This is a genomic window from Pseudomonadota bacterium, from assembly GCA_038533575.1.
Lineage (GTDB): Bacteria > Pseudomonadota > Alphaproteobacteria > Rhodobacterales > Rhodobacteraceae > Shimia_B.
This window is the reverse complement of the sequence record JBCAYL010000001.1, coordinates 298,179-321,478: the sequence shown is the minus strand read 5'-3', so window position 1 is coordinate 321,478 and position 23,300 is coordinate 298,179. Positions and strand designations below refer to the sequence as shown.

General features: G+C 66.6%; 26 protein-coding genes. 13 read left to right on the top strand and 13 right to left on the bottom strand.

Going from position 1 to position 23,300, the window contains the following annotated elements; genetic code table 11:
- Window positions 1-66: 66 nt before the first annotated feature.
- Window positions 67-1,341, top strand: a complete 1,275-nt coding sequence (gene purD / locus AAFM92_01755; GenBank protein MEL7299085.1) for a phosphoribosylamine--glycine ligase — start codon at window positions 67-69, stop codon at window positions 1,339-1,341.
- Window positions 1,342-1,384: 43 nt separating this feature from the next.
- Here the strand turns inward: purD and AAFM92_01750 are convergent, their stop codons facing one another.
- A complete protein-coding gene (locus tag AAFM92_01750) occupies window positions 1,385-2,083 on the bottom strand; it encodes a VCBS repeat-containing protein (protein ID MEL7299084.1) in 699 nt (232 codons plus the stop codon).
- A 61-nt stretch (window positions 2,084-2,144) separates the two neighbouring features.
- On the bottom strand, window positions 2,145-2,468 hold the full coding sequence (locus tag AAFM92_01745; protein ID MEL7299083.1) for a 2Fe-2S iron-sulfur cluster-binding protein: 324 nt from the start codon (window positions 2,466-2,468) through the stop codon (window positions 2,145-2,147).
- A gap of 137 nt (window positions 2,469-2,605) precedes the next feature.
- Between AAFM92_01745 and AAFM92_01740 the strand changes: the two genes are divergently transcribed.
- Window positions 2,606-2,986 (top strand): OB-fold nucleic acid binding domain-containing protein, encoded by a 381-nt coding sequence (locus tag AAFM92_01740; protein ID MEL7299082.1) that lies wholly within the window; start codon window positions 2,606-2,608, stop codon window positions 2,984-2,986.
- Window positions 2,987-3,074: 88 nt separating this feature from the next.
- Window positions 3,075-3,608, top strand: a complete 534-nt coding sequence (locus AAFM92_01735) for a peptidoglycan-binding domain-containing protein (protein ID MEL7299081.1) — start codon at window positions 3,075-3,077, stop codon at window positions 3,606-3,608.
- 57 nt (window positions 3,609-3,665) lie between these two features.
- Here AAFM92_01735 and AAFM92_01730 read toward each other — a convergent pair whose 3' ends face one another.
- From AAFM92_01730 to rpiA, 8 genes are all read right to left on the bottom strand, one after another.
- Entirely contained in the window at window positions 3,666-5,069 is a 1,404-nt protein-coding gene (locus tag AAFM92_01730; GenBank protein MEL7299080.1) for a Do family serine endopeptidase, read from the bottom strand.
- A gap of 254 nt (window positions 5,070-5,323) precedes the next feature.
- The gene (locus AAFM92_01725; GenBank protein ID MEL7299079.1) at window positions 5,324-5,653 is read right to left on the bottom strand and encodes a hypothetical protein; all 330 of its coding nucleotides are present in this window, start codon (window positions 5,651-5,653) and stop codon (window positions 5,324-5,326) included.
- A gap of 86 nt (window positions 5,654-5,739) precedes the next feature.
- Window positions 5,740-5,925 carry a DUF2065 domain-containing protein gene (locus tag AAFM92_01720; GenBank protein MEL7299078.1) on the bottom strand — a complete coding sequence of 62 codons (186 nt, stop codon included), beginning with the start codon at window positions 5,923-5,925 and terminating at the stop codon, window positions 5,740-5,742.
- A 6-nt stretch (window positions 5,926-5,931) separates the two neighbouring features.
- Window positions 5,932-6,831, bottom strand: a complete 900-nt coding sequence (locus AAFM92_01715) for a protease modulator HflC (GenBank protein MEL7299077.1) — start codon at window positions 6,829-6,831, stop codon at window positions 5,932-5,934.
- Window position 6,832: 1 nt separating this feature from the next.
- Entirely contained in the window at window positions 6,833-8,008 is a 1,176-nt protein-coding gene (hflK, locus tag AAFM92_01710) for an FtsH protease activity modulator HflK (protein ID MEL7299076.1), read from the bottom strand.
- A gap of 78 nt (window positions 8,009-8,086) precedes the next feature.
- Window positions 8,087-9,529, bottom strand: coding sequence for an FAD-dependent oxidoreductase (locus AAFM92_01705; GenBank protein MEL7299075.1), 1,443 nt, complete (start codon window positions 9,527-9,529; stop codon window positions 8,087-8,089).
- Between the two features lie 12 nt (window positions 9,530-9,541).
- Window positions 9,542-10,015: a hypothetical protein gene (locus tag AAFM92_01700; protein MEL7299074.1), complete on the bottom strand. Its 474-nt coding sequence runs from the start codon at window positions 10,013-10,015 to the stop codon at window positions 9,542-9,544.
- Window positions 10,016-10,804, bottom strand: coding sequence for a ribose-5-phosphate isomerase RpiA (gene rpiA / locus AAFM92_01695; GenBank protein MEL7299073.1), 789 nt, complete (start codon window positions 10,802-10,804; stop codon window positions 10,016-10,018). It lies immediately after the preceding gene.
- Between the two features lie 371 nt (window positions 10,805-11,175).
- Here rpiA and AAFM92_01690 point away from each other — a divergent pair, with 371 nt between their 5' ends.
- Together AAFM92_01690 and AAFM92_01685 are read left to right on the top strand one after the other, a co-directional pair.
- Window positions 11,176-12,546 (top strand): L-serine ammonia-lyase, encoded by a 1,371-nt coding sequence (locus AAFM92_01690; protein MEL7299072.1) that lies wholly within the window; start codon window positions 11,176-11,178, stop codon window positions 12,544-12,546.
- A 45-nt stretch (window positions 12,547-12,591) separates the two neighbouring features.
- Complete coding sequence (locus AAFM92_01685) at window positions 12,592-13,536, top strand: DMT family transporter (protein MEL7299071.1); 945 nt, start codon at window positions 12,592-12,594, stop codon at window positions 13,534-13,536.
- Here the strand turns inward: AAFM92_01685 and AAFM92_01680 are convergent.
- Entirely contained in the window at window positions 13,451-14,101 is a 651-nt protein-coding gene (locus AAFM92_01680) for a thiamine diphosphokinase (protein MEL7299070.1), read from the bottom strand. The two genes, AAFM92_01685 and AAFM92_01680, sit on opposite strands and share 86 nt — an antisense overlap.
- Before the next feature lie 145 nt (window positions 14,102-14,246).
- Here AAFM92_01680 and AAFM92_01675 point away from each other — a divergent pair, with 145 nt between their 5' ends.
- Window positions 14,247-16,970, top strand: coding sequence for a hypothetical protein (locus tag AAFM92_01675; GenBank protein ID MEL7299069.1), 2,724 nt, complete (start codon window positions 14,247-14,249; stop codon window positions 16,968-16,970).
- A gap of 70 nt (window positions 16,971-17,040) precedes the next feature.
- Here the strand turns inward: AAFM92_01675 and AAFM92_01670 are convergent, their stop codons facing one another.
- Together AAFM92_01670 and AAFM92_01665 are read right to left on the bottom strand one after the other, a co-directional pair.
- Entirely contained in the window at window positions 17,041-17,283 is a 243-nt protein-coding gene (locus AAFM92_01670; protein MEL7299068.1) for a DUF2842 domain-containing protein, read from the bottom strand.
- 8 nt (window positions 17,284-17,291) lie between these two features.
- Window positions 17,292-18,584, bottom strand: coding sequence for an adenylosuccinate synthase (locus AAFM92_01665; protein ID MEL7299067.1), 1,293 nt, complete (start codon window positions 18,582-18,584; stop codon window positions 17,292-17,294).
- Window positions 18,585-18,716: 132 nt separating this feature from the next.
- Between AAFM92_01665 and AAFM92_01660 the strand changes: the two genes are divergently transcribed.
- The 7 genes from AAFM92_01660 to AAFM92_01630 all read left to right on the top strand — a co-directional run bounded on the left by AAFM92_01660 (window position 18,717) and on the right by AAFM92_01630 (window position 23,289).
- On the top strand, window positions 18,717-19,115 hold the full coding sequence (locus AAFM92_01660) for a DUF6524 family protein (GenBank protein MEL7299066.1): 399 nt from the start codon (window positions 18,717-18,719) through the stop codon (window positions 19,113-19,115).
- A 59-nt stretch (window positions 19,116-19,174) separates the two neighbouring features.
- A complete protein-coding gene (gene secG / locus AAFM92_01655; protein ID MEL7299065.1) occupies window positions 19,175-19,534 on the top strand; it encodes a preprotein translocase subunit SecG in 360 nt (119 codons plus the stop codon).
- 138 nt (window positions 19,535-19,672) lie between these two features.
- Window positions 19,673-21,316, top strand: a complete 1,644-nt coding sequence (locus AAFM92_01650; GenBank protein MEL7299064.1) for a CTP synthase — start codon at window positions 19,673-19,675, stop codon at window positions 21,314-21,316.
- Window positions 21,317-21,318: 2 nt separating this feature from the next.
- Entirely contained in the window at window positions 21,319-21,780 is a 462-nt protein-coding gene (locus tag AAFM92_01645; GenBank protein MEL7299063.1) for a TerB family tellurite resistance protein, read from the top strand.
- On the top strand, window positions 21,780-22,073 hold the full coding sequence (locus tag AAFM92_01640) for a DUF1330 domain-containing protein (protein MEL7299062.1): 294 nt from the start codon (window positions 21,780-21,782) through the stop codon (window positions 22,071-22,073). Before AAFM92_01645 ends, AAFM92_01640 begins: the two co-directional genes overlap by 1 nt.
- An 80-nt stretch (window positions 22,074-22,153) precedes the next feature.
- Window positions 22,154-22,594 (top strand): TerB family tellurite resistance protein, encoded by a 441-nt coding sequence (locus AAFM92_01635; GenBank protein ID MEL7299061.1) that lies wholly within the window; start codon window positions 22,154-22,156, stop codon window positions 22,592-22,594.
- Window positions 22,591-23,289, top strand: coding sequence for a PhnD/SsuA/transferrin family substrate-binding protein (locus AAFM92_01630; protein MEL7299060.1), 699 nt, complete (start codon window positions 22,591-22,593; stop codon window positions 23,287-23,289). Before AAFM92_01635 ends, AAFM92_01630 begins: the two co-directional genes overlap by 4 nt.
- The last annotated feature ends 11 nt before the right edge of the window (window positions 23,290-23,300 follow it).

Below are 23,300 nucleotides of genomic sequence, written 5' to 3'. Positions count from 1 at the left end.
GGAGCGCTCTTGTGATGGGCTGAACCGGAGTCTAGGACGCGCGGCGAAAGAGGGAAAGGGCGGGCCATGAACATCCTCATCCTGGGCTCGGGCGGGCGCGAACATGCGCTGGCCTGGGCGGTGAAGCAGAACCCGAAATGCGGGCGGCTCATCGTGGCGCCCGGCAATGCGGGGACCGCGGCGATCGCCTGGAATGCCGATCTCGACATCGAGGATGGAGAGGCCGTGGCGGCCTTCGCGCAGGAACAGACGGTCGATTTCGTGATCATCGGTCCCGAAGCGCCCCTGGCGGCGGGCGTGGCCGATGCCCTGCGCGAGGCTGGCATCCTCTGCTTTGGCCCGTCGGCGGCCGCGGCCGCGCTCGAGGCCTCAAAAGCCTTCACCAAGGGCGTTTGTGACGCGGCCAGCGTGCCCACGGCGGCCTATGGTCATTTCTCCGATGCGGGTGCTGCGCACGCCTACCTCGCCCGCCATGGCGCGCCCATCGTGGTGAAAGCCGACGGCCTCGCAGCGGGCAAGGGGGTCACCGTGGCCATGACGGAAGAGGAGGCCCGCGCAGCTGTCGACGCGCTCTTTTCAGAGCCCGGCGCGGAAGTGGTCATCGAGGAGTTCATGGACGGGGAAGAAGCCTCCTTCTTCGTCCTCTGCGACGGCGAAGACGCCGTTCCCATCGGCACGGCGCAAGATCACAAGCGCGTCGGTGAGGGCGACACGGGCCCCAATACCGGTGGCATGGGAGCCTATTCCCCCGCCCCTGTCCTGACGGACGCCATTGCCGCGCGCGCGATGGACGAGATCGTGCGCCCGACACTCCGTGAGATGTTCCGCCGTGGCATCCCATACCGCGGGATCCTCTATGCCGGTCTGATGATCGAGCACGGCGCGCCGCGTCTGGTGGAATACAATGTCCGCTTCGGCGACCCCGAATGCCAGGTCCTGATGATGCGCCTCGGCGGTCAGGTCCTCGACCTGCTGCAAGCCGCCGCCGAAGGCCGCCTCGCGGATGCGCAGGTGAACTGGGCCCAAGACCACGCACTCACCGTCGTCATGGCCACCGACGGCTACCCCGGCAGCTACAGCAAGGGCAGCGAAATCGGTGGTCTCGCCGCTTTGCCTGAAAGCTCGACCGTCATGGTCTTTCACGCGGGCACCCGCGCCGAGGAAGGCACAGTGCGCGCCGCCGGCGGGCGCGTTCTCAACGTCACCGCCCGTGGTGCCACACTCGAAGAAGCCCACGCCCGCGCCTACGGGACCCTCGCACAGATCGACTGGCCCGAAGGCTTCTATCGTAAGGATATCGGATGGCGCGCGCTTGCGCCTGAGGGGCTCCCTGAGGCCTAAGGCTGGCACCAATCCGGCTGATCGCGTCGCGTAGGGCCCCGCCTTAGCAGCTCAATGCTTCCGCGAAAGAGGCGCGGCCGGAATGGGCTCCGATGTCGCGCGCCTCAAGCGCTGTGCCGTCGAAACGCACGGCCAGAAGCCGCTGCCAGCCCGCATCCGCCACGATCATCTCCGGCCCCGCGCCACAATCGCGGAGGCCGCCGGCAATGTCCTCTTCTCCGATCCGGTGGTTCGTCACACCGGGCAGCGAGGCTACCTCCACGGGATCGAAGGCGCTGCCACTGGGCTGCAGCCGCCAAATGCGGAGCGTGCGTGCGAGATGCGGTCGGTCCACATAGGCGATCTCCACCCGGCCATCTCCGTCGAGATCGCCCGCCCCGACAATGGCCAGCCACCGGAAGCGTGTGCCGATGAAGGGATTGCGGGCAATCGGGACAAGCGCCCCGTCCCGAACATCGTAGACCGCGAAGCGCGCGCCGAGCCGCTCGTGGCTTTCCACCACCAGGAGCTCCTGCCCGCCGTCACCGTCGATATCAACGAGGCGCGGCTCCACATCCTCGAAGACCATGGGCCGGTCCCAGCGGAGCACCGCGCTGCCCCCGTCCGCCAAGCGCACGGAAATCGCTGCGTGCTCGGACGGGTCGCCCAGCACGCCATGGCCGTATCTTTCCGTCGGCTCCGAAAAGCGCGCCGAAGCGATGTCGGCCGCCCCAGGAAGTGGTAGCCCTAGGCAGAGGCCCATCAGCGCGCCGCGCGCCCACCGGCGCCACCCGTCGGACGGCAGACGCGGCGCCCCCCTCACGTCAGAACTGGCTCTCTGGGAGGTCCACGACGAGCCCGTCCATCTCGTCTGTGATCTTAATCTGGCAGCTCAGCCGCGAGCGGCCCGGGATCTGCGCTTGCGCGAAGTCGAGCATGTCTTCTTCCAGCGGGTCCATGGCGGGCATCTTCTCCGCCCAGCTTTCGGAGATGTAGGCATGGCACGTGGCGCAGGCGCAGGCCCCGCCGCAATCGGCCTCGATGCCCGGCACGTTGTTGTTGCGCGCCGCCTCCATCAGTGTTTCGCCCGCCGAGGCTTCCACGTGATGGGTCGCGCCGTCATGGGCGACGAAGGTGATCTTGGCCATGTCGTCTCCTGGAATTTCCTTGGGGCCCTGCTCGGCTCCCTGAGTATCGGATCTCGGGAAGATATAGTCACACGCACGAGGATTGCGAAGCCGTTTCCGGCTTGCCCTCCCGCGCGCGTGTTCTTACTTTGTTCGCCATGCCCACCTACCCCGCCCAGGATTGGCCCCGCCCCCCCGCCGCGGTGCCCTGCGATATGCTTCCCATGGTCCCCAATGGCGCGCGCTGCGTCGTCGCGGGCCTCGTGCTGGTGCGGCAGCGCCCAGGCACAGCCAAGGGCGTGATCTTCATCACGCTCGAAGACGAAACCGGCATCTGCAACGTCATCGTCTGGCGCAAGATCTACGAGGAGTTCCGGCGGGCGGTCATCGCCGGTCGCATGCTCCGTGTCACCGGCCAGCTCCAGCGCGAGGGCGCGGTGACCAACATCGTCTCCCAGCATGTGGAGGATATCTCCTACATGCTCGACGATCTGCTGAAGCCCAATATCGAGATCGCGCGCGCCGGGGATCAGCCCTGAGGCGACGCGCGCCGTGCCGGAATGGCGATCAACGGTAGCGGGACGGCCCGGGCTCCGCTAAGCTCCAGCAAAACCGCAGCCAAAGCGGATGAGAGCAGTGAAACACATTATTCTACCGTTGGCGCTGTGCGCCTTCACGGCGGCGTGCGGCACCGTCGAAACCGTCACGCGCGCGGACCCTGCCCTGCAGCGCTTCAGCTCCCAGGACGGCCCACCCAATGCGGCGCCGGGAAGCTGCTGGGGCAAGGACGTCACGCCCGCAGTGCTCGAAACCGTGACCGACAACATCCTGCTGCATCCCGCCGAGATCGGCTCGGACGGCATGGTCCGGCGCGAAGCCGTGTACAAAACCGAAACCCGGCAGGCCATCGTCCGGGAACGGCGCGAGATCTGGTTCGAAACACCCTGTGAGGCCGCGCTGACGACGGAGTTCGTGGCGTCGGTCCAGCGCGCCCTGACAGCGCGGGGCGTCTACTCGGGCGACATCACCGGCGAAATGGATGCGCGGACCCTACGGGCCGTGCGCGCCTACCAGGCGCCGCAAGGGCTCGACAGCGCGATCCTCTCCATCGCTGCCGCTCGGAAGCTCGGCCTCGTGGCGGTGCCGCGCGAAGACGGCTGAGCGCATGAAAAAGGGCCCGCGCGGGGCCCTTTCTCGATAGGCATGGCATGTCCGTCGCTATTCGAGGCCAAGCGCCACGAAGCGCGGGTCCTCTCCACGGCGCACCAGAAGCAGCACCGAGCGGCGGCCCGCGTCACGGGCTGCATCGATCTGCGTGGAAAACGCCGAAAGCGTCGTCACGCGCTGCTGACCGGCTTCCGTGATAACGTCACCGGCGCGGAGCCCCTTTTCGAAAGCTTCGGAGCCCTCTTCCACGTCGGAGATCAGAATGCCTTCGATGTCGCCGACGCCGAGTGCTTCCCGGGCCTCGTCGTCGAGGACAGAGAGCGTCAACCCGAGCTGATCCATCTGCTCGGGTTCATCTTCGCTTTCCGGACCGGGCGCCGCGGCGGGGACCTCGATCGCGGTCTCGCGGCGCCCCAGCGTCACGGTCAGTGTTTCCGTCCGGCCATCGCGGAGGACCACCACTGGCACCTCCTTGCCCACGGGCGAGTTGCCGACGATGCGCACGAGCTCGCGCGTGTCCTCGATCTCGACGCCGTCGAAGCGGATGATGATGTCATTGGTTTGCATGCCGGCATCCATCGCCGGGCCCTCGGGCACGTCGGTCACGGCTGCGCCGCGCGCATCCTCGAGGCCGATGGCCTCGGCGAGGTCGGGTGTAACGTCCTGGATGCGGACGCCGAGCCAGCCGCGGCGCGTCTCGCCGAACTCACGGAGCTGGTCCACGACGTTCGTGACGACGTTCGACGCCATAGAAAAGCCGATCCCGATGGAGCCGCCATTGGGGCTCAGGATCGCCGTGTTCACGCCGATCACCTCGCCCTCGAGATTGAAGAGAGGGCCGCCCGAGTTACCGCGATTGATAGCGGCGTCGGTCTGGATGTAATCATCATAGGTGCCCGAAAGCGCGCGGTTGCGCGCGGACACGATCCCTGCCGAGACGGAGAAGCCCTGCCCCAGCGGGTTGCCCATGGCCACGACCCAGTCGCCCACGCGCGCGGTGTCGCTGTCGCCGAAAGGCACGAAGGGCAGCGGCGTATCCGCCTCCACCTTCAAGAGTGCGATATCGGTGTTGGGGTCCGTCCCGATGAGTTCGGCCACGAGCTCATCACCCGAGAAGAACTCGATGGTGATCTCGTCCGCGCCCTCGATGACGTGGTTGTTGGTCACGATGAAGCCGTCCTCGGAGATGACAAAGCCCGAGCCCAGCGCGGAGGAGCGGCGCGGCCGCTGGCCCTGATTACCGCGGCGGTCTTCGAATTCGCGGAAGAAATCCTCGAAGGGCGAGCCTTCGGGCACGATTCCCTGGGGGCCGCGATCCGTGCGCCCGGCCACGACCGTCGACGTGGTGATGTTCACGACGGACGGGCTGATCGTTTCGGCAAGATCCGCAAAGCTCGGCGGCGCCGTCTGCGCCTTGGCGACAATGGCCTGCGCCATGAGGAGCGCGACAGCCATGAAGGCGACCCAAGCGGCCTTCACATAGGTCTGGCCTGTATTCGTTTGGGGGATGGCCCTGGCCTCGGCCCGGCTCGTTGGATGGGCGTCTCGTCTCATTGAGTACTCCTCGGGGTGTTCCTCGTCGGGGCCACGGGGCCCCTTCGTCCTGCCCCACCAACGTAGGGTGACATGAAAGCAACGCAAATGGGTGAATTTCGTCTGTCACTGCCATGTGACTGGGCAGTGAGGTGACGCAAGGTCCGCTCGTCGGTTCAGCGGTGCCGGGCAGAAAGCCGGCTCCGCCCCGTCGTGATCACAATGGTCTTGTGGCGCGGCAAGGGTTTAGCACGCTCGGGATCCGAGACGAGGACGAACGATTCATCGCGGGGCACGAGGACGGGGCCACCGCTCTTCGGCACCACGATGACCCGTGGTTTTCTTTGCACGCGATGATGCAAATGGCGCGGATGGCGCTTGAGGATGATGAGCGTCTGGCCGGGATCGGATCGCGTGACCAGCTTGATGCGGTCATGCGCGTCGACCGCGGGCGCGGCCAGCATGGCCCCGCAGAGTGCGGTAGCAGCGAGGCGGGCTGTCTTCACGAGCGCTCCCCAAAAGTGCGACGGATAGCGCATGGTACCACCAAGGGCACAAAGCGGCTCTCACGTTGGCGCGATGGCCCGCGCGGCTAGGCGGCGGCGAGAAGAACGAGGACGATGCCCGCGGCCAGTGCGCCGAGCCCGATGAGGCGCCGCGTCTCAAGCGGCAGGGATTTCAGGGCCTCGAGCATGTCCTCAACGAGAGAAGGGGCCAGCGCATAGACCAGCCCCTCCACTATGAGCACCAGACCAAGCCCGGTGAGTATCCAGCTCATCGGCGCCTAGCGATCCGAGTTCGGGATCGCGCCGCCGATCTCGCCAGTGGGCGAGTTCAGGAAGTTGAAGAACTCGCTGTCCGGCGACAGCACCAGCGTGGTGTTCTCGCCCTGGAGCGAGCGCTGGTAGGACGTCATCGAGCGGTAGAAGTTGAAGAACTCCGGGTCGCGGCTGAAGGCGTCGGCGAAGATCCGTTCGCGGGCGCCGTCGGCCTCACCGCGGATGATCTCGCTTTCGCGCTGCGCCTCGGAGACGAGCTCCACCACGGTACGGTCCGCCTGGGCCTCGATCCGCTGCGCGGCCTCGCGGCCGCGGGCGCGTTCGTCGGTAGCCTCCCGCACACGCTCGGCGCGCATCCGGTCGAAGGTGGCTTGAAGGTTTTCCGGCGGCAGGTCGGTCCGCTTGAGGCGCACGTCCACCACGGTGATCCCGAGGCCCAGCGCTTCCTCTGCCGCGCCGTTCCGGATCTGCGCCATGAGCGCGGCCCGGTCGACGGAGAGGATGTCGTTGGAGCTCACGCCACCGAGGGCTGCGCGAAGCTCGTCGCGCAGAATGCCGTCGATGCGGTTGGCCGCGGCGAGCTCGCCGCCGAGGCCCACGGCCTGACGGAAGCGCTCCACGTCGGTGATGCGGTAGCGCGCGAAGGCGTCCACGACGAGACGGCGATCGTCGAGCGGCGTGACCTCGAGCGGGTCCACGTCGATCGACAGGATCCGGTCATCGTATCGCACGACTTGCTGGATCAGCGGGATCTTGAAACCGAGGCCCGGATCCTCCTTGACCTGCACGACGCGGCCGAACTGGAGCACGAGGGCCTTCTGCCGCTCGTCGACGATGAAGATGGAGCTGAGGCCGACCACGATAAGGCCGACCACGGCGATGAGGGCGATGATTGAGCGACTCATATCAGTTGCTTCCGGAATTGTTTGCGCTGCGGCGCAGTTCGTTCAAAGGCAGGAACGGGATCACTCCCTGGCCACCGGCGCCTTCGCCGGACGTGTCGTCGAGGATGATCTTGTCCACGCGGCCGAGCACCTGCTCCATCGTCTCCAGGTAGAGACGCTGGCGCGTGATGTCGGGCTGTTGCAGGTATTGGTCGAGAACCGCGTTGAAGCGCGAGGCTTCACCTTCGGCGGCATTGACTACCTGCGCGCGGTAGCCTTCCGCCTGTTCCAGCACCTGTGCCGCTTCACCGCGGGCCTCGGCGAGGACACGGTTGGCATAGGCGTCGGCTTCGTTCTGGAGACGGTCACGCTCCTGTTCGGCGGCCTGCACGTCGCGGAAGGCGTCGATGACGTCCTGCGGCGGGTCGGCGCGGTCAAAGTTCACGCGGATGACGTTGATCCCGCTCTCGTATCCGTCGAGCGTGGTCTGGATGAGATCCTCCAGTCGCTGGGCGATGACGGCGCGGTCTCTATTCAAGATCGGCGCGAGCTGGCTCTGCGCAATGATCTCGCGCATGGCCGATTCAGCCACCGCGTCGATCGTCTCGGGCGGGGTCGCGAGGTTGAAGAGATACTGTGCGGGGTCGGAGATGTTCCAGACGACCTGGAAGTCGATGTCGACCACGTTCTCATCGCCCGTCAGCATCAGGCCCGCGTCACCGCCGCGGGTGCCAGTGCCGATTTCCACCGTCTGTTCGCGGGTCACCGGCAGGATCTCGTAGGTCATGACCGGCCAGGGCGCGAAGTTGAGGCCCGGCTGCCCGATAGAGGAGAAATCACCGAGGAAAAGCTCCACGGACTGCTCTTCCGGGCGCACCGTATAGAAAGAGTTGAACGCCCAAAGGACGAGGAGCGCCACGGCGCCGAGGCCGAGCGTGCCTTTCGTGAAGGCAGGGCCGCCATCGCCGCCGCTGCCGGAGCCGTTGGAGCCGCCACCGCGGCCTCCCATGAGCACGCGCAGCTGCTCTTGGCCCTTCTTCATGATCTCGTCGATTTCGGGGATCTGCGGACCACCATCATTGCCGGGCCGGCGACCACCGCCGTTGCCGCCATTCGAGCCGCCGCCCGTGGGACGATTGCCCCGGTTGCCGCCTCCTGAATTGCCGCCCCCCCAGGGGCCGCCAGAATTACCAGCCATTGCTGTTCCTTGCTCGTTTGAGAATTGCATACGGATTGATCAGTCAGATGTGTGTTTTTGGCCCGAAATCAACTGCTCTTAGGCCGTTCGCACCGGTGTTTTCATGGTCACGAGTTCTTCTGACATCGTGGGATGCACGGCGCAAACCCGGTCAAAGTCCTCCTTGGTGGCACCCATCTTCACCGCGATCCCGGCAAGCTGGATCATCTCGCCCGCCCCGTCCGCCACGATGTGGCAGCCCAGAACCTTGCGCGTGGCCTGGCTCACGATGAGCTTCATCAGCACCCGTTCGTCCTTGCCCGCGAAGGCCTGCCGCATGGCGCGGAACGAGGTGGCATAGATCTCGATCGCCTCCTGGTCGCGCGCCTCCTCCTCGGTCATGCCCACGGTGCCGAATTCCGGTTGCGTGAAGACGGCGGAGGGGACGAGGTCATGGTCCACCGGCGTGGGCGTGTCGTTGAAGACCGTCTCGACGAAAGCCATGCCTTCGCGGATCGCCACCGGCGTCAGCTGGATCCGGTTGGTGACGTCGCCGATGGCGTAGATCGACGGCGTGGCAGTGCGGGAATATTCGTCCACGATCACCTCCCCGCGCCGGCCGATCTCGGCCCCGGCTGAGGCGAGCCCCAGCCCGTCGGTGTTGGGCGTGCGGCCCGTGGCGAAGAGCACCTGGTCGAAGACCATCTCGGCGCCCGTAGTCGATTTCACCCACATCGGCCCTGCCTTGCCTCGTGGGCCCTCGTAGGGCGGGACGTAATTCGTGCGATCCTTGATCGGCACGCTGTCCATGTCGGGGTCATGATCGGCGGCGCGCTTGAGCTCCATGATGTTGGTGCCGGTGTGCAGGTCCACGCCACGGCGGCGCATGCCGTCGGCGATGGCGCCGCGCGCCTCGTCGTCGAACCCCCGCAGGATCTGCGCGCCGCGGTACCACTGGCAGACCTCCACGCCGAGACCTGTCATGATCCCAGCGAACTCGCAGGCGATGTAGCCGCCGCCGATGATCAGCATCTTCTTGGGCAATTCATCGAGGTGAAAGATCTCGTTGGACGTGATGCCGAGCTCTGCGCCCGGCATGTCGGGCACCACGGGGTGCCCGCCCGTGGCCACGAGGATCGTTTTTGCGGTCTTGGCGGTGCCATCGGCGAGTTCGATCCCGTGCGCGCCCGTCACGATCGCCCGCTGGGAGAAACGCTCCACACCGGAATTGTCGAGAAGCCGCTGGTAGATGCCTTCCAACCGGTCAAGCTCTCGCTCGAGCTTCGTCTTGAACCAGTCCCACTGGAAGGCCCCGCTGGTGACCTCCCAGCCGTAGTCGCGCGCTTCCGCGAAAGCCTCTGAATAGGTGGACGCGAAGACCATAAGCTTTTTGGGCACGCAGCCCCGGATCACGCAGGTGCCGCCGTAGCGATCCTCCTCCGCGAGTGCCACACGTGCGCCCCCCGCCGCGGCCACCCGCGCCGCGCGCGTGCCGCCGGAGCCACCGCCGATGACGAAGAGGTCGTAGTCAAAGTCAGCCATGGCCGGGGTCCTTCAGGTCTTGGTGCGGTCTATCTCGGGAAGGCCGGGACGTAGGGCCCTGATCCGCGCAGTGAAGTCTTCTGCGGCCTCTTGGCCCATCATGCGAAACGAGACGAGCGCGTAAGCGGTCCCGTTGTCATCGTATTGCAGGATGCCCACCCGGCCCGATGGGTCGAGCGTGGCTCCGGTGAGGGCATCGGCGTCGAACGCGTAGAGCCCGCCGGTCGGCCCGATCACCTCCACGCGCCCTCCCATGATGCGCGCCACGAAGGGCCGCGTGAGAAGCGCGCGGAGCGTGTAGGCAAAGAGCACGAAGCCCACGACGGCGAGCGCGAGCCAGCCCCATCCCGCGCCAGCATTGAAGTAGCCGCCGGCCATGACCGTGACAAAGGCGTAGGCCGCGATGTTGAAGACCATCCCCCGGCGCCGGGCACGGGCCATGGGATAGATCGTTTCTTGGGCGGCGTCGGCGTCTGGGGCGCTCATCTAGTCCATCAAGTCGGTAAAGAGGTTGTCGGTCTCGACGAAGTTGATCTTGTCTTCACTCACGGTGCCGTCGTTGATGTCGCGCACTTCCACGCGGCCGTCTCCGTAGCCGATGATGACCACGTCACAGATATCCATGAAGAGACCGTTTTCGACGACGCCGGGGATCTGGTTCATCGCCATGGCGAGCTGGCGCGGTTCACCGATGCGATTGAGATGGAGATCGAGGATGTGATTGCCCTCGTCCGTGACGTAGGGGGCCGCCCCGTTCATGCGCAGCGTGACCTGCTGCCCGAGGACATCCATGGCGTTGAGCATTTCCTCGAGGAGGGCGCGGGTGGTCTGCCATCCGAAGGGGATCACCTCCACGGGCAGCGGAAACGCTCCCAGCGTGTCGACCTCCTTGGTGACATCGGCGATGACCAGCATCTGGTCGGAGGCCGTGGCCACGATCTTTTCCTGCAGTAGCGCGCCCCCGCCCCCCTTTATGAGGTTGAGATCCGCGTCGAATTCATCGGCTCCGTCTATGGTGATGTCGAGCCACTTGGCCTCGTCGAGCGAAATGACCTCGATCCCGACGTCCCGCGCGAGCGAGGCGGTCCGCGCAGAGGTGGGCACGCCCTTGATCCGCAGACCGTCCTCCCGCACCGCTTCTCCAAGGCAGCGGACAAGCCACGCTGCCGTGGAGCCCGTGCCGAGGCCCACCTTCATGCCGGTCTCCACGAAGTCAGCGGCGCGCTTGGCCGCGACGAACTTTGCCTTGTCGATGGGTGAAAGTTCACCTCCCATCCCTGTCTCCGCCCTTCTTCGCCGACATGGCCCGTCTATAGGCGCAAGCGCGGGCCGACGTAAGGGGGAGCCGCACGCCCGGGCATTTCGGCTTTTTGCAAAGTGACGGTGGGGAAATCCCGACTTGTGGCAATGGAGGGCATGGGTGATCTTTGCCGGGTGAACGCCTCAGTTATTTGATGACGTATTGGTTTCGCCTTCGATGGCTTGGTTTCGGGGCGTTCACACCATCCTCCCTGGATATTACCCTGGCCACGTCGACATGACGCGCACCCGTCAGCCCCGGTGTAGGCGCACCGAGTCCCAAACCGGCGCATCAAGCGTCGCTTTTGAGCTGGGGATCGACCGCTGCGCGGCCTAAGTCACGGGATATGTTCCTCTCGGTCTTCGAGCTTTTCAAAATCGGCATTGGCCCCTCCTCCTCGCACACGATGGGGCCCATGGTGGCCGCCGCGCGGTTTCTCGAGGCCCTGCGCGCCAGCCCGTTCCAGCCCGCGGGCCTCCGGGCACGCCTCCACGGCTCGCTTGCCTTCACGGGTGTCGGGCACGCCACGGACCGCGCCGTCATCCTCGGGCTTGCTGGCTTCGAACCAGCCACCTTCGACGCCGACAAGGCCGAAAAGACGCTGTCGGAGATCAAGGCGACGGGTCACGTTTCACCGCCCGACCTCCCGCCCCTGCGCTTCGATCCGAAAGAAGACCTCGCCTTCGACTACGGGCCGCCCCTGCACGGCCATGCGAATGGTCTCGTGCTCATGGCCACCGATGGCCAGGGCGACGTGATCTTTCAGGAGACCTACTATTCCATCGGCGGCGGTTTCGTCGTCACGGAGGCGGAGCACGACGCGCCCGCGGAAGATGACGGTCCACCGGTCCCCTACCCCTTCGCCACCGCGGCGGAAATGCTCGAGATGTGCGCCGAAAGTGGCCGCAGCATCGCCGGCCTCAAGCGAGCAAACGAACTCTCCCGGATGGGCCCACTCGCGCTCGACGCAGGGCTCGCGCGCATCTGGGAGGTGATGAATGCCTGCATCGATCGCGGGCTCGCCTCCGAGGGCATTCTTCCCGGCGGGCTGGGCGTCAAACGTCGGGCCCGCGGCATCCATGAAAAGCTCCTCTCCGAGCGCGGCATGAACCTCTCTGCCCCGCACACGATCAATGACTGGATGACCGTCTACGCCATGGCCGTGAACGAGGAGAACGCAGCCGGGGGGCAAGTGGTCACCGCCCCGACGAACGGCGCGGCCGGGGTCGTGCCCGCCACGATCCGCTATTGGCTCGACCACGTGCCGGGCGCCGCCCCCTCGAAGTTGCCCGACTTTCTCCTGACCGCCGCCGCGATCGGCGGCATCGTGAAGATGAACGCGTCGATCTCCGGAGCAGAGGCGGGATGCCAGGCCGAAGTGGGCTCCGCCGCCGCCATGGCCGCCGCCGGGCTCTGCGCAGTCCTCGGCGGTAGCCCCGCCCAGGTGGAGAACGCCGCCGAGATCGCGCTCGAGCATCATCTCGGCATGACCTGCGACCCGGTGAAAGGCCTCGTGCAGGTGCCGTGCATCGAACGCAACGGCCTGGGCTGCATCAAGGCCGTCTCCGCCGCCTCGCTCGCGCTCCGCGGGGATGGATCGCACCTCGTGCCGCTCGACGCGGCCATCGAGACCATGCGCCAGACCGGGCGGGACATGAGCGAGAAATACAAGGAGACCTCGCTCGGCGGCCTCGCCGTGAACGTCCCGAACTGCTGAACGACCCCGCTGGTCATCGAGGGCATCGGGGCGTAGCGTCAGCCCATGGCTGGTGATCGTCCCTTCCTCGGCGTCCTTCTCATGCTGGGCTTTTGCGTGCTCATCCCGGTGAGCGACGCCCTCGCGAAGATCCTTGGCGCCACGCTGCCGGTCATGCTCATCGTCTTCGTGCGGGTGGCCACGCAAGGCGTGCTCCTCGTGCCGCTCAGCCGTGCGCTCGAGCCGCGCTTCTGGCCCGAACGCCGCTACATCGGTGCCATCGTGTTGAGGACGCTTTTATATATCGGTGGCCTCGCGACGATGATCACAGCGCTTCGCTATCTGCCCCTCGCCGATGCCGTGGCCATCGCCTTCGTGATGCCTTTCATCATGCTCCTCCTCGGACACTGGTTCCTCGGCGAAGAGGTCGGCGCGCGGCGCATCGGGGCCTGCGTCGTGGGCTTTGGCGGAACGCTCATGGTCATCCAGCCGAGCTTCGAGGAGGTGGGCGCGGCGGCGCTCCTGCCGCTCGGGGTGGCCGTCCTCTTTTCGCTCTTCATGCTGGTGACCCGGCAGATCGCCAAAGCGGTGGAGCCTATCGCGATGCAGGCCCTGTCCGGTCTCATCGCGTGCGCCATCCTCGGGCCGCTTCTCATGGTCGGGTCGCAACTCGGCTGGTCCGACCTGCGCGTCTCGCCTGTCACGGGCGCGGAAGCGGCGATGCTCGCGGGCATGGCGCTCATCGGCACGGCGGCGCATCTCCTGATGACGTGGTCGCTCAAATTCGCGCCCTCGGCCACGCTCGCGCCCATGCAGTATCTCGAGATCCCTTTCGCCACGGCGGTGGGCTACATCGTCTTCCGCGACCTGCCTGACGGGCTCGCGGCCCTCGGCATCGCGATCACCATGGCCGCGGGGCTCTACATCATCCTGCGAGAGCGGCGCACACCTGCCCCAGCGCCGCAAGCGGAAGCATCACCAATACTGAGCGGCGATCCACGCGCACGGTAAGGGGCCCGCCCAGCGCGGTGTTGGATGTGGATGTCATGCCGTCAGGCGACACGGGCGCATCGTCGAGGGGGTAGCGCAGCCCCGTGGTCGTGAGTCGCGCAGGCAGGAGCGGATAGAGCGCCACGGGCGTGCCTTCCTTCAGATCAAGGGTGAAGGTACGCGGTGCCAGAAATGCAATCTCGGTCTTCGACAGGAGCACCACCGGGCGCGGCTCTTTCAGGAGCGCGGAAAAGGCCGCGAGCTGATGGTCGAGCCGCCCCCCGAGAAACCCGACCCCGAGAAAGAGCGGCGCCTCCACGGCAGCGAGACACTTTTCGAAATCCGTGCTGTTCTGATCGGGGCGGTGCAGGCGCTCTGCGTTGCCCAGATCCTCGGCGTCGAGGCTGTCGAAATCACCGATCACGGCGCGCAGCTTGTGCCCGCCCTGCCGCGCCAAACGCGCACCCCCATCGGCGGCCACAAGGAGGGGCGCAAACGTCAACGCCGTGTTAACCAAGCTCCCCGTAGCCTCGCCCCCGCCCAGCAGCGTCACCGGCCTTTCGGGCGATTGAATGGGGCGAAACATAGGCGAATCCTGTAATTTGAGGGAGATGACCACAAAGGCGCCATGAAAATACACGACAAAATCCCCTGTTGCGGTCCAATGGACGGCGCACGGACTGGTAAATTGCCGCTTAATCGAGTGGCAAATAGATAAGTGAGCAATCGCCATGGTTGGTAACAGCAAAGTTCTGACGGTGTCCTACGGGACGTTCTCGTGCACCCTTGAAGGGTTTGACGACAGCTTCGACACCATGAAAGCGATCGCCGAGTATTTCCGCGATCTCGCAGCGGAGGATCGCTACTTCGGCGCCGAACCGCCGCAGCCGGATGCAGAGGTCCTGGCCCGCATCGCCGAGCGCGAACTGGCCCGTGGCGTGCAAGCCCGTGCCGAAGGCGGCAAGGTCCTCATTCAGCCCACGGCCGCGCCGGAACCCTCGCCGGAGCCCGCGCCCCAGCCTGAGCCCACACCAGCTCCCGCCGAAGCGGAAGCGCAGGAGACCGAGGCCGCACCGGCAGCCGCCGCCGAGCCCGAAACGGCAGAGGCCGCCGCGCCGATTGCAGCGCCGGAGATCGCAGCCGAAGCACCCGCCGAGGTCACCGAAGAGGCCGTCTTCGAAGCGGAGGCCGAAACTGCCGGCGTGATGGATGCCGAGGAAGAGCTCGCCGGGACGGACGACGTGGAAGAGCCCGAGATCGTCGCAGACGCGGACGAGGGTTCTTCCGCGGAGTCCGACACGGTCGAGGCAATCGGAGAGGAAGAAGACGACGCTCAGGCCGAGGACGAGGCCGAGGCGGATGGGGCTGCTGAAGAGGCAGAGACGCTCGAAATCGAAGAGGGCGAGATCGAGGTTGCCGAAGCCGCCGAGATCGAAGACGCACCCGACGCAGATATCGACGAGATTGATGCCGCCGACGCCTCTGAAGAGACCTTCGACATGGAAGACGAAGCTGCAGAAGCCCTCGCGGCAGACGAAACCGAGACCGAGACAGCCGAGGAAGAGGCTCTGGACGACGTTCCGTCCATAGACGACCTCGAAGAGGTCGCCGAGGGTGAAGGCGAGGCCGTCGAAGCGTCGGACGACGCGGATGAGGTGACGGAAGAGTTCGCCGCGCCCGAGGCTGCAGAGACCGAAGAGACCCCTCTGCCCGAGGCCGACATGGCCGAGGACGATACCGAGGAGGTCGCCCACGACGATGAGGAGATCGCCGCGGACACGGCCGAGATCGAAGAGGACGACGCGCCCGAAGCTGCTGAAGCCGCCGAGGACGAAGACGAAGATGAGATCTCCGACATCGCGGCCCGCGACGAAAACGAAGCCGAGGAAGTCGCCACGAGCGATGCTGTGGCCGAAGACGACGCCGTGGCCGCGCAAGAGCAGCCTGAAGAGGAGCCCGCGCCGAACAGCCTCGCCGCAAAGCTCCGCCGCATCCAGGCCGTGGTGACCTCTGCCGCGACCGGCACGGGCGCCGCGGCCATCGCACGCCGCATGGCCGGCCGCGCCGACGAAGCGCGCGAGACCTACATGGAAGACGAGCACGCCGAGACCGGCGGAGACGAGAGCTCCACGATCGACAGCGTCTTCGCTCAGATGCAGACCCGCGCCCAGGAGCGCGCCGCGGCCGCCGAGACGGACGCCCCGGAAGACGCGGTCGTCTCCGAAGACGGCAACGCCGCGCAGGAAGAGGTGGCCCTCGCTGAGGATCAGACCGACGCGTCCGACGACATCGAGAGCGACGCCCCCGCCACGCACCGCGTGCTCAAGATGAAGCGCGCGGATTTCGAGGCGGCGATGGCTGCGGCCCGGGCCGAGACGGCGGAGGCACACGACGCCGTCGAAGAGGATGACGAAGACGACGTATCCGCCTTCATCGCGAACGCGGAGATCGAGGGCGTCGACGAGACGACCGAGGAAATCGAAAGCTCGCTCAGCGAAGAGGACGAAGCGGACCTCATGGCCGAGCTCGCTGCCGCAGAGGCAGAGGCCGGCACCGATATGGAAACTGACGCGGAAACGGACACGGGCGAAGACGCACCGGTCGCTAAAGCCGACGAAGATGAAGACGAAGACATCACAGCCGAGGCCGAAGAGGTCGACGCCCAGTCCGATGAGCTCGAGACCGACGAGGCGCTGATGGCGGCCGCGGAGACCGCGAGCGCGGACGAGGAAGAAGATGACGTCGACGCCGCCTTCCCGGACAGCGACAGCACCGTGTCGCGCCTCATGGACGAAGCGGACGCCAAGCTCGATGAGCCGGAGACCCGCACCCGCCGCGAAGCCTATTCGCACCTGAAGGCCGCCGTGGCCGCCAAGCAGGCCGCGCGCTCCATGGGAGAGGCGGAGCACGTGACCGACGCGGAGCGCGAGGGCGATTACCGCGCCGATCTCGCCGAGGTCGTGCGTCCCCGCCGCGCGTCCACCTCAGACAAGGGCGCCCGGACGGAGCGTCCGAGCCCCGCACCGCTGAAGCTCGTGGCCTCCCAGCGCGTCGACACAGGCCATGACACCGACGCCGATGCCGCCGCGGCAGAGCCCGTGCGCCCACGCCGCGTGGCAACGACGCCGGCCCCGGCAAGCCCGGCCCAGCCGGCCCCGGGTGCGTTCAGCGCCTTCGCGCAACAGGCCGGCGCCGATGGTCTGCCCGATGTGCTGGAGGCCGCCGCCGCCTACCTGACGCATGTGGAGGGGGCCGAGGTTTTCTCCCGCCCGCAGGTCATGCGTGCCGTGCAGCAGGCCATGCCGCAGGGCAGCTTCACCCGCGAGGACGGCCTGCGCGCCTTCGGCACGCTCCTGCGCCAGGGGCGGCTCGAAAAGATCCGCGGCGGCCAGTTCCAGATCACGGAAAGCACGCGCTACCAGCCGGAGGCACGCGAGCTCCGCGCCGCGGGCTGAGCCTTACGCCTGAAAAGCAAGCGCCCGCGCGGATCCTCCGTGCGGGCGTTTCGCGTTCTACTCTGCGCTTCTATTGCTCGGGGGGCGCGTCTGGGTCCGGCTGACCCACGCCGAGAAAGACCTTTTTGAGCGGGATCGCCCAGAGGACGCCGAGCGCCACGTAGATGGCAAGCTCAAGCAGGATCGGCGGCTGCATCCCGAACCACACGCGGAAATAGCTCATGATCGTCACCGCCACCACGATGTAGGCGGGCAGCGCGAAGATCAGTATGAACAACGACCAGCGTTTCTTGGCTTTGTGGCTCAGGGCCATGGGCGTCCTCAATCGGCGAAGGGATCGGTCACGAGGATGGTGTCCTCGCGCTCGGGCGAGGTGGACACTAGGGCCACCGGGCACTGGATCAACTCCTCGATCCGGCGCACGTACTTGATGGCGGCGGCGGGCAGATCGGCCCAGCTCCGCGCCCCCGCCGTGCTCTCCGACCAGCCCTCGATCGTCTCGTAGACCGGGACAGCGCGGGCCTGCGCCTCTGCCGCCGTGGGCAGATAGTCGAGGCGCGCCCCATCGAGGTCGTAGCCCACGCAAATCTTGAGCTCCTCGAAGCCGTCGAGCACGTCGAGCTTCGTGAGCGAGATGCCGGAGACGCCCGAGGTGGCGCAGGTCTGCCGCACGAGGCAGGCATCGAACCAGCCGCAGCGGCGCTTGCGGCCCGTCGTCGTTCCGAATTCGTGGCCGCGCTCTCCGAGGCGCTGGCCCTCCGCATCGTCGAGCTCGGTCGGGAAGGGCCCCTCGCCCACGCGGGTCGTGTAGGCCTTGGTGATGCCGAGCACGTAGTCGATGCCGCCAGGCCCGATGCCCACGCCCGTGGCGGCCTGCCCTGCAATGACGTTGGAGGACGTCACGAAAGGATACGTGCCGAAATCGATGTCGAGGAGCGCGCCCTGCGCGCCTTCGAAGAGGATCCGTTTTCCGGCCTTGCGCTTCTCGTTCATCACCTTCCAGACCGGCGCCGCGTAGGGCAGGATCTCGGGCGCGATCTCGCGGAGCTTCGCAAGGAGCGCGCCGCGATCCACCTCCTCCATGCCGAGGCCCCGGCGCAGCGCATCGTGATGGACAAGGGCGCGATCCACCCGCGCCTCGAGCGTGGCGGCGTCCGCGAGGTCCGCCACGCGCACGCAGCGACGGCCAACCTTGTCCTCATAGGCGGGGCCGATACCGCGGCCCGTTGTGCCGATCTTGGCCACCGCATTCTGGCTTTCGCGGGCGCGATCGAGCTCACCATGGATAGGCAGGATGAGCGGCGTGTTCTCGGCGATCATCAGCGTCTCGGGGCTGATCTCCACGCCCTGGGCGCGCACCGTCTCGATCTCGTTCACGAGGTGCCACGGATCGAGCACGACGCCATTGCCGATGACCGAGAGCTTGCCGCCGCGCACGACGCCCGAGGGCAGCGCGTGAAGCTTGTAGACCTTGTCGCCGATGACAAGGGTGTGGCCCGCATTGTGCCCGCCCTGGAAGCGCGCGATGACATCCGCGCGTTCCGAGAGCCAATCGACGATCTTGCCCTTGCCTTCATCCCCCCACTGGGTGCCCACGACGACGACATTGGCCATGCTCGATCCCTCGGCTCTGCGTTCAACCGCGCGCCTCCTAGCGGAACGAAGCTCAGGGTGAAAGCCCCAGCGACCGCCTTTCCGCCCGGCGCCGCCGCTTGACGGCACGGGCGCGGGCGGGGAAAGGGAGGCATGGCAAGTATCCTGATCCGCTGGCTCTTCGCATTCCTTCTGCTGTCGGCCACCTACAATCCGACGCCCTACAATTTCGTCCGCCTGGGGCTCGACAACTATGCCGAGGCCACGTCCTTCGTTGTGCTCGGGGGGCTCGTGCTTTTCGTGGGATACGTCATCTACCTGCGGGCGACGCTGCGCTCCATCGGAGGCTTTGGGATGCTCCTCGTGGCGGCGCTGGTGGGCGCGCTGATCTGGGTCGCCGTGGACCTCGGCCTCGTGAACCTCGAGAACCCGAGCGTGAACCTCTGGCTCGCAATCTTCGCGGTGTCCGTGGTCCTCGGTATCGGGCTGAGCTGGTCCATCGTGCGGCGCAGGCTCTCGGGGCAGGCCGATGTTGACGATGTCGAAGAGTAGGGTTGCGGGGGCAGCGAGTCGCTTCTAGATACGCCCCGTTCCGCCAAAAGGCCCATGCCATGCAAAACGTCGTCCTGATCATCCTTCTGCTCCTCGCGGCCGCGCTCATCGCGGTGGTGCTGCTCCAGCGGTCGGAGGGGGGCGGTCTCGGGATCGGCGGCGGATCGGGCGGCGGCATCCAGGCCCGTGGGCAAGGCAACGCGCTCACCCGGCTGACCTGGATCCTTGGGACGGCCTTCATGGCCGCGGCCCTCGCGCTCACGCTCATCTCCGCGCAGAATGCAGGCTCCTCCTCGGTGCTCGATGGCGGGGACGCGTTGCTGCCGCCGGGCGAGGCCGAAACGACCGTGCCCGCGGGCGAAGACCTGCTGCCGCCCTCTCTCGATGACGAGGAGCCGCTCCTGCCGGTGGCGGAGTAAACACTAGAAGTTGCGCCGGAGAGCCCTCGGCGCGCTTTATCTAGCTGGCAGCCATGGACAGCGTGGGGCGAATCCTTATACGCTTAAATCCCGTGGTGCTGCGAATTCGAGCACGCAAGACACGACGGGGGAGCCGGCTTGGCACGTTTCATTTTCATTACTGGCGGCGTGGTGTCCTCCCTCGGGAAGGGGCTCGCTTCGGCCGCATTGGGTGCGCTTTTGCAGGCCCGCGGCTATTCCGTGCGCCTCCGCAAGCTCGACCCTTATCTCAATGTCGATCCCGGTACGATGTCACCTTTCGAGCACGGCGAAGTCTTCGTCACGGATGACGGCGCGGAGACAGATCTCGACCTCGGGCATTACGAGCGGTTCACCGGCGTCCATGCGCGCGGCACGGACTCCGTGTCCTCGGGCCGGATCTACTCCAACGTGCTCGAGAAGGAGCGCCGCGGCGACTACCTCGGCAAGACCATCCAGGTCATTCCCCACGTCACAAACGAGATCAAGGACTTCATCTCCATCGGCGAGGACGAGGTCGATTTCATGCTCTGCGAGATCGGCGGCACGGTGGGCGATATCGAAGGCCTGCCCTTCTTCGAGGCGATCCGCCAATTCGCCCAAGACAAGCCGCGCGGCCAGTGCATCTTTATGCACCTCACGCTCCTGCCCTACATCAAGGCCTCCGGCGAGCTGAAGACGAAACCCACGCAGCACAGCGTGAAAGAGCTGCGCTCCATCGGCCTCGCGCCGGACATCCTCGTCTGCCGCTCGGAAGGCCCCATCCCGGCCAAGGAGCGGGAGAAGCTGGCGCTCTTTTGCAACGTGCGCGCCGACAGCGTCATCGCCGCGCAAGATCTGAAATCCATCTACGAGGCACCGCTCGCCTACCACCGCGAGGGGCTCGACCAGGCCGTGCTCGATGCCTTCCAGATCGCGCCCGCGCCGCGCCCCGATCTCAGGCGCTGGGAAGACGTGGCCGACCGGATCTACAATCCGCAGGGCGAGGTGAAGGTCGCCATCGTGGGCAAGTACACCCAGCTCGAGGACGCCTACAAATCCATCGCCGAGGCGCTGACCCACGGGGGTATGGCGAACCGGGTGAAGGTCAGTGTCGAATGGGTCGATGCGGAGCTCTTCGAGCGGGAAGATCCCGCGCCGCATCTCGAAGGCTTCCACGCGATCCTCGTCCCCGGTGGGTTTGGCGAGCGGGGCACGGAGGGCAAGATCAAGGCCGCGCAGTTCGCGCGCGAGCGGAAGGTGCCGTATCTGGGCATATGCCTGGGCATGCAGATGGCCGTGATCGAGGCGGCGCGCAATCTCGCCGATCTGGGCGATGCGGGCTCGGAGGAATTCGATCACGAAGCCGGCGCCAAGCGTTTCACGCCTGTCGTCTACCACCTCAAGGAATGGGTGCAGGGCAACCATAAAGTCTCGCGCAAGGTCACCGACGACAAGGGCGGCACCATGCGCCTCGGCGCCTATGACGCCGTCCTCAGCGACGGATCGAAAGTCGCCGAGGTCTACGGCGCCACCGCGATCGAGGAGCGGCACCGCCACCGCTATGAAGTCGATATCGAGTACCGCGAGAAGCTCGAGGCCAAGGGTTTGCGCTTCTCCGGCATGTCGCCCGACGGCCGCCTCCCCGAGATCGTGGAGGTGAAGGACCACCCCTGGTTCATCGGCGTTCAGTTTCACCCGGAGCTCAAGTCCAAGCCCTTCGAGCCCCACCCGCTTTTCAAGGATTTCGTGCGCGCCGCGAAGGACACCAGCAGATTGGTCTAGCCATGTTCGAACGTCTCTTCGAGCTCTTCAAACCCGAGGTTTACGAGACCCCGCTGCCGGAGGCAGATGCGGAGCATGCGTTCGGCGCGCTGATGGTGCGGGTGGCCAAGGCCGATCACGCCCTGCTCTACCAGGAGCTTGAGCGGATCGACTACATCCTGGCCAAGCGCAACGGGCTCTCGGCCCTCGACGCTGCCAAATTCCGAGCGTCCTGCGAAAAGCTCGAGGAAGCCATGCCTTCCACCCGCGAGCTTTCCGAGATCCTCGTCAAGGAGGTGTCGGAGGAAGACCGCGAGCAAATGTTCGTGGCGCTCTGGGAGGTGCTCTTGGCCGACGGGCTGCGCGACAAGCGCGAAGAGGTCGTGGTGGACCGCGTGGCCTCCGTCGTTGGCATCGGGGCCAACCGTGCGGCGATGCTGGCGGCAAACGTGCTGCCCGGTATGCCGAACAAGGACGGGACGTGATGCCCAAGGGATACTGGATCGCGCATGTGACCGTGGACGACGCCGACGCCTACGAACATTACAAGGCCGCGAACGCAGCCCCCTTCGCCGAATACGGCGCGCGCTTCCTCGTCCGCGCCGGGGCGCAGGACGTGCCCGAGGGCGCAGCGCGCCCCCGCACCGTCGTGATCGAGTTTCCGACCATCGAGGCCGCCCGTGCCTGTTTCGCCTCCGAGAGCTACCAGGCCGCCAAGGCGATCCGCGATCCCATCGCCACGTCCGACCTCGTGATCGTCGAGGGCTACGACGGCTGAGCGCCCCGCATGTGTCCGCATGGCGTCGCGCCTCCGGCCCGGGAATTGCCCTCGCCGGGGAAGCGACTTAGATACCGCCCATGTTCGGAAATCTCCTCAACCGCTTGGCCCAGCCAGAACCCGATCCCTTGGACGACGGCGATGCGCGGCTCGCGCTCACGGCGCTTCTCGTCCGCGTTGCCAAATCCGATGGTGCCTATGACGAGGCCGAGCGCGCGCGTATCCTCGCCATCGCCACCAAGCGCTACGGCCTGTCGCCGTTCGAGGCCCAGGCACTGGTGAAGGACGCCGAAGCGCTCGAGGGCGAGGCACCCGATACTGTCCGCTTCACCCGTGCCATCAAGGATGCGGTCCCCTACGAAGAGCGCATGGGCGTCATCGAGGCGCTCTGGTCCGTGGTGCTCGCCGACGGCGTGCGCGATGCCGAGGAAAACGCCCTGCTGCGGCTCGTGGCGAACCTGCTCGGCGTCAATGACCGCGACAGCAATATCGCGCGACAGGCCGCAGAAGCCGCGCAATGATCGCATCCCTTCCGATGTACGATCAGCCGCGGCTGCAAGCGGCGAACGACGCGCTGTGGGCGGCCATCCGCGATGCCCTGCCCTTTGCCGCGCCTCACGCGCTCACCCGCTCGGATGATCTCATGGCGATCTGGACGGCGCCGGATCTCCTCCTCGCGCATACCTGCGGCCTCATCATGCTGCGCCCGCTGAAAGGACGCGTGCACTACGTGGCCACGCCGGATTTCGGGATCGAGGGCTGCCCGCCCGGCCATTATTCCTCCGCGCTCGTTCACCGCGCAGGCGAGGCCCCGGGCGCGCGGCTCGCCTTCAACGAGCCCGACTCCCAGTCGGGCTGGGGCGCGGCGCAGGGCCACGGGTTCGTCCCCGTCATTGAAACCGGCGCCCATGCGGCCTCCATCGAGGCCGTGGTCGCTGGCAAAGCGGACGTGGCCTTCATCGATCGCCACACGCTCAAGATCCTCGGCCTGCCCGCAGGTCTCACGGTCGCCAAGACCACACCGCCCACGCCCGCCCCACCGCTCATCACAGCGCGCGCTGAATGGGTGGCCCCGCTGCGCGCGGCCCTTGCTGCGGCCTTCGAGGCGCTTCCGGCCTCCGAACGCGAGGTCCTTGGGCTCCGCGGCATCCACGTGCTCGACATCGCACAATATCGAGCCGTTCCCCTGCCTCCGGCCCCCGCCATGGCGGCGTGACGCAACGCATC

Excerpts from the sequence above, each read along its gene's own strand:
- purD (MEL7299085.1), top strand. The coding sequence starts at position 67 with ATGAACATCCTCATCCTGGGCTCGGGCGGGCGCGAACATGCGCTGGCC.
- AAFM92_01750 (MEL7299084.1), bottom strand. The coding sequence starts at position 2,083 with ATGGGCCTCTGCCTAGGGCTACCACTTCCTGGGGCGGCCGACATCGCT.
- AAFM92_01745 (MEL7299083.1), bottom strand. The coding sequence starts at position 2,468 with ATGGCCAAGATCACCTTCGTCGCCCATGACGGCGCGACCCATCACGTG.
- AAFM92_01740 (MEL7299082.1), top strand. The coding sequence starts at position 2,606 with ATGCCCACCTACCCCGCCCAGGATTGGCCCCGCCCCCCCGCCGCGGTG.
- AAFM92_01735 (MEL7299081.1), top strand. The coding sequence starts at position 3,075 with ATGAGAGCAGTGAAACACATTATTCTACCGTTGGCGCTGTGCGCCTTC.
- AAFM92_01730 (MEL7299080.1), bottom strand. The coding sequence starts at position 5,069 with ATGGCTGTCGCGCTCCTCATGGCGCAGGCCATTGTCGCCAAGGCGCAG.
- AAFM92_01720 (MEL7299078.1), bottom strand. The coding sequence starts at position 5,925 with ATGAGCTGGATACTCACCGGGCTTGGTCTGGTGCTCATAGTGGAGGGG.
- AAFM92_01715 (MEL7299077.1), bottom strand. The coding sequence starts at position 6,831 with ATGAGTCGCTCAATCATCGCCCTCATCGCCGTGGTCGGCCTTATCGTG.
- hflK (MEL7299076.1), bottom strand. The coding sequence starts at position 8,008 with ATGGCTGGTAATTCTGGCGGCCCCTGGGGGGGCGGCAATTCAGGAGGC.
- AAFM92_01705 (MEL7299075.1), bottom strand. The coding sequence starts at position 9,529 with ATGGCTGACTTTGACTACGACCTCTTCGTCATCGGCGGTGGCTCCGGC.
- AAFM92_01700 (MEL7299074.1), bottom strand. The coding sequence starts at position 10,015 with ATGAGCGCCCCAGACGCCGACGCCGCCCAAGAAACGATCTATCCCATG.
- rpiA (MEL7299073.1), bottom strand. The coding sequence starts at position 10,804 with ATGGGAGGTGAACTTTCACCCATCGACAAGGCAAAGTTCGTCGCGGCC.
- AAFM92_01690 (MEL7299072.1), top strand. The coding sequence starts at position 11,176 with ATGTTCCTCTCGGTCTTCGAGCTTTTCAAAATCGGCATTGGCCCCTCC.
- AAFM92_01685 (MEL7299071.1), top strand. The coding sequence starts at position 12,592 with ATGGCTGGTGATCGTCCCTTCCTCGGCGTCCTTCTCATGCTGGGCTTT.
- AAFM92_01680 (MEL7299070.1), bottom strand. The coding sequence starts at position 14,101 with ATGTTTCGCCCCATTCAATCGCCCGAAAGGCCGGTGACGCTGCTGGGC.
- AAFM92_01675 (MEL7299069.1), top strand. The coding sequence starts at position 14,247 with ATGGTTGGTAACAGCAAAGTTCTGACGGTGTCCTACGGGACGTTCTCG.
- AAFM92_01670 (MEL7299068.1), bottom strand. The coding sequence starts at position 17,283 with ATGGCCCTGAGCCACAAAGCCAAGAAACGCTGGTCGTTGTTCATACTG.
- AAFM92_01665 (MEL7299067.1), bottom strand. The coding sequence starts at position 18,584 with ATGGCCAATGTCGTCGTCGTGGGCACCCAGTGGGGGGATGAAGGCAAG.
- AAFM92_01660 (MEL7299066.1), top strand. The coding sequence starts at position 18,717 with ATGGCAAGTATCCTGATCCGCTGGCTCTTCGCATTCCTTCTGCTGTCG.
- secG (MEL7299065.1), top strand. The coding sequence starts at position 19,175 with ATGCAAAACGTCGTCCTGATCATCCTTCTGCTCCTCGCGGCCGCGCTC.
- AAFM92_01645 (MEL7299063.1), top strand. The coding sequence starts at position 21,319 with ATGTTCGAACGTCTCTTCGAGCTCTTCAAACCCGAGGTTTACGAGACC.
- AAFM92_01640 (MEL7299062.1), top strand. The coding sequence starts at position 21,780 with ATGCCCAAGGGATACTGGATCGCGCATGTGACCGTGGACGACGCCGAC.
- AAFM92_01635 (MEL7299061.1), top strand. The coding sequence starts at position 22,154 with ATGTTCGGAAATCTCCTCAACCGCTTGGCCCAGCCAGAACCCGATCCC.
- AAFM92_01630 (MEL7299060.1), top strand. The coding sequence starts at position 22,591 with ATGATCGCATCCCTTCCGATGTACGATCAGCCGCGGCTGCAAGCGGCG.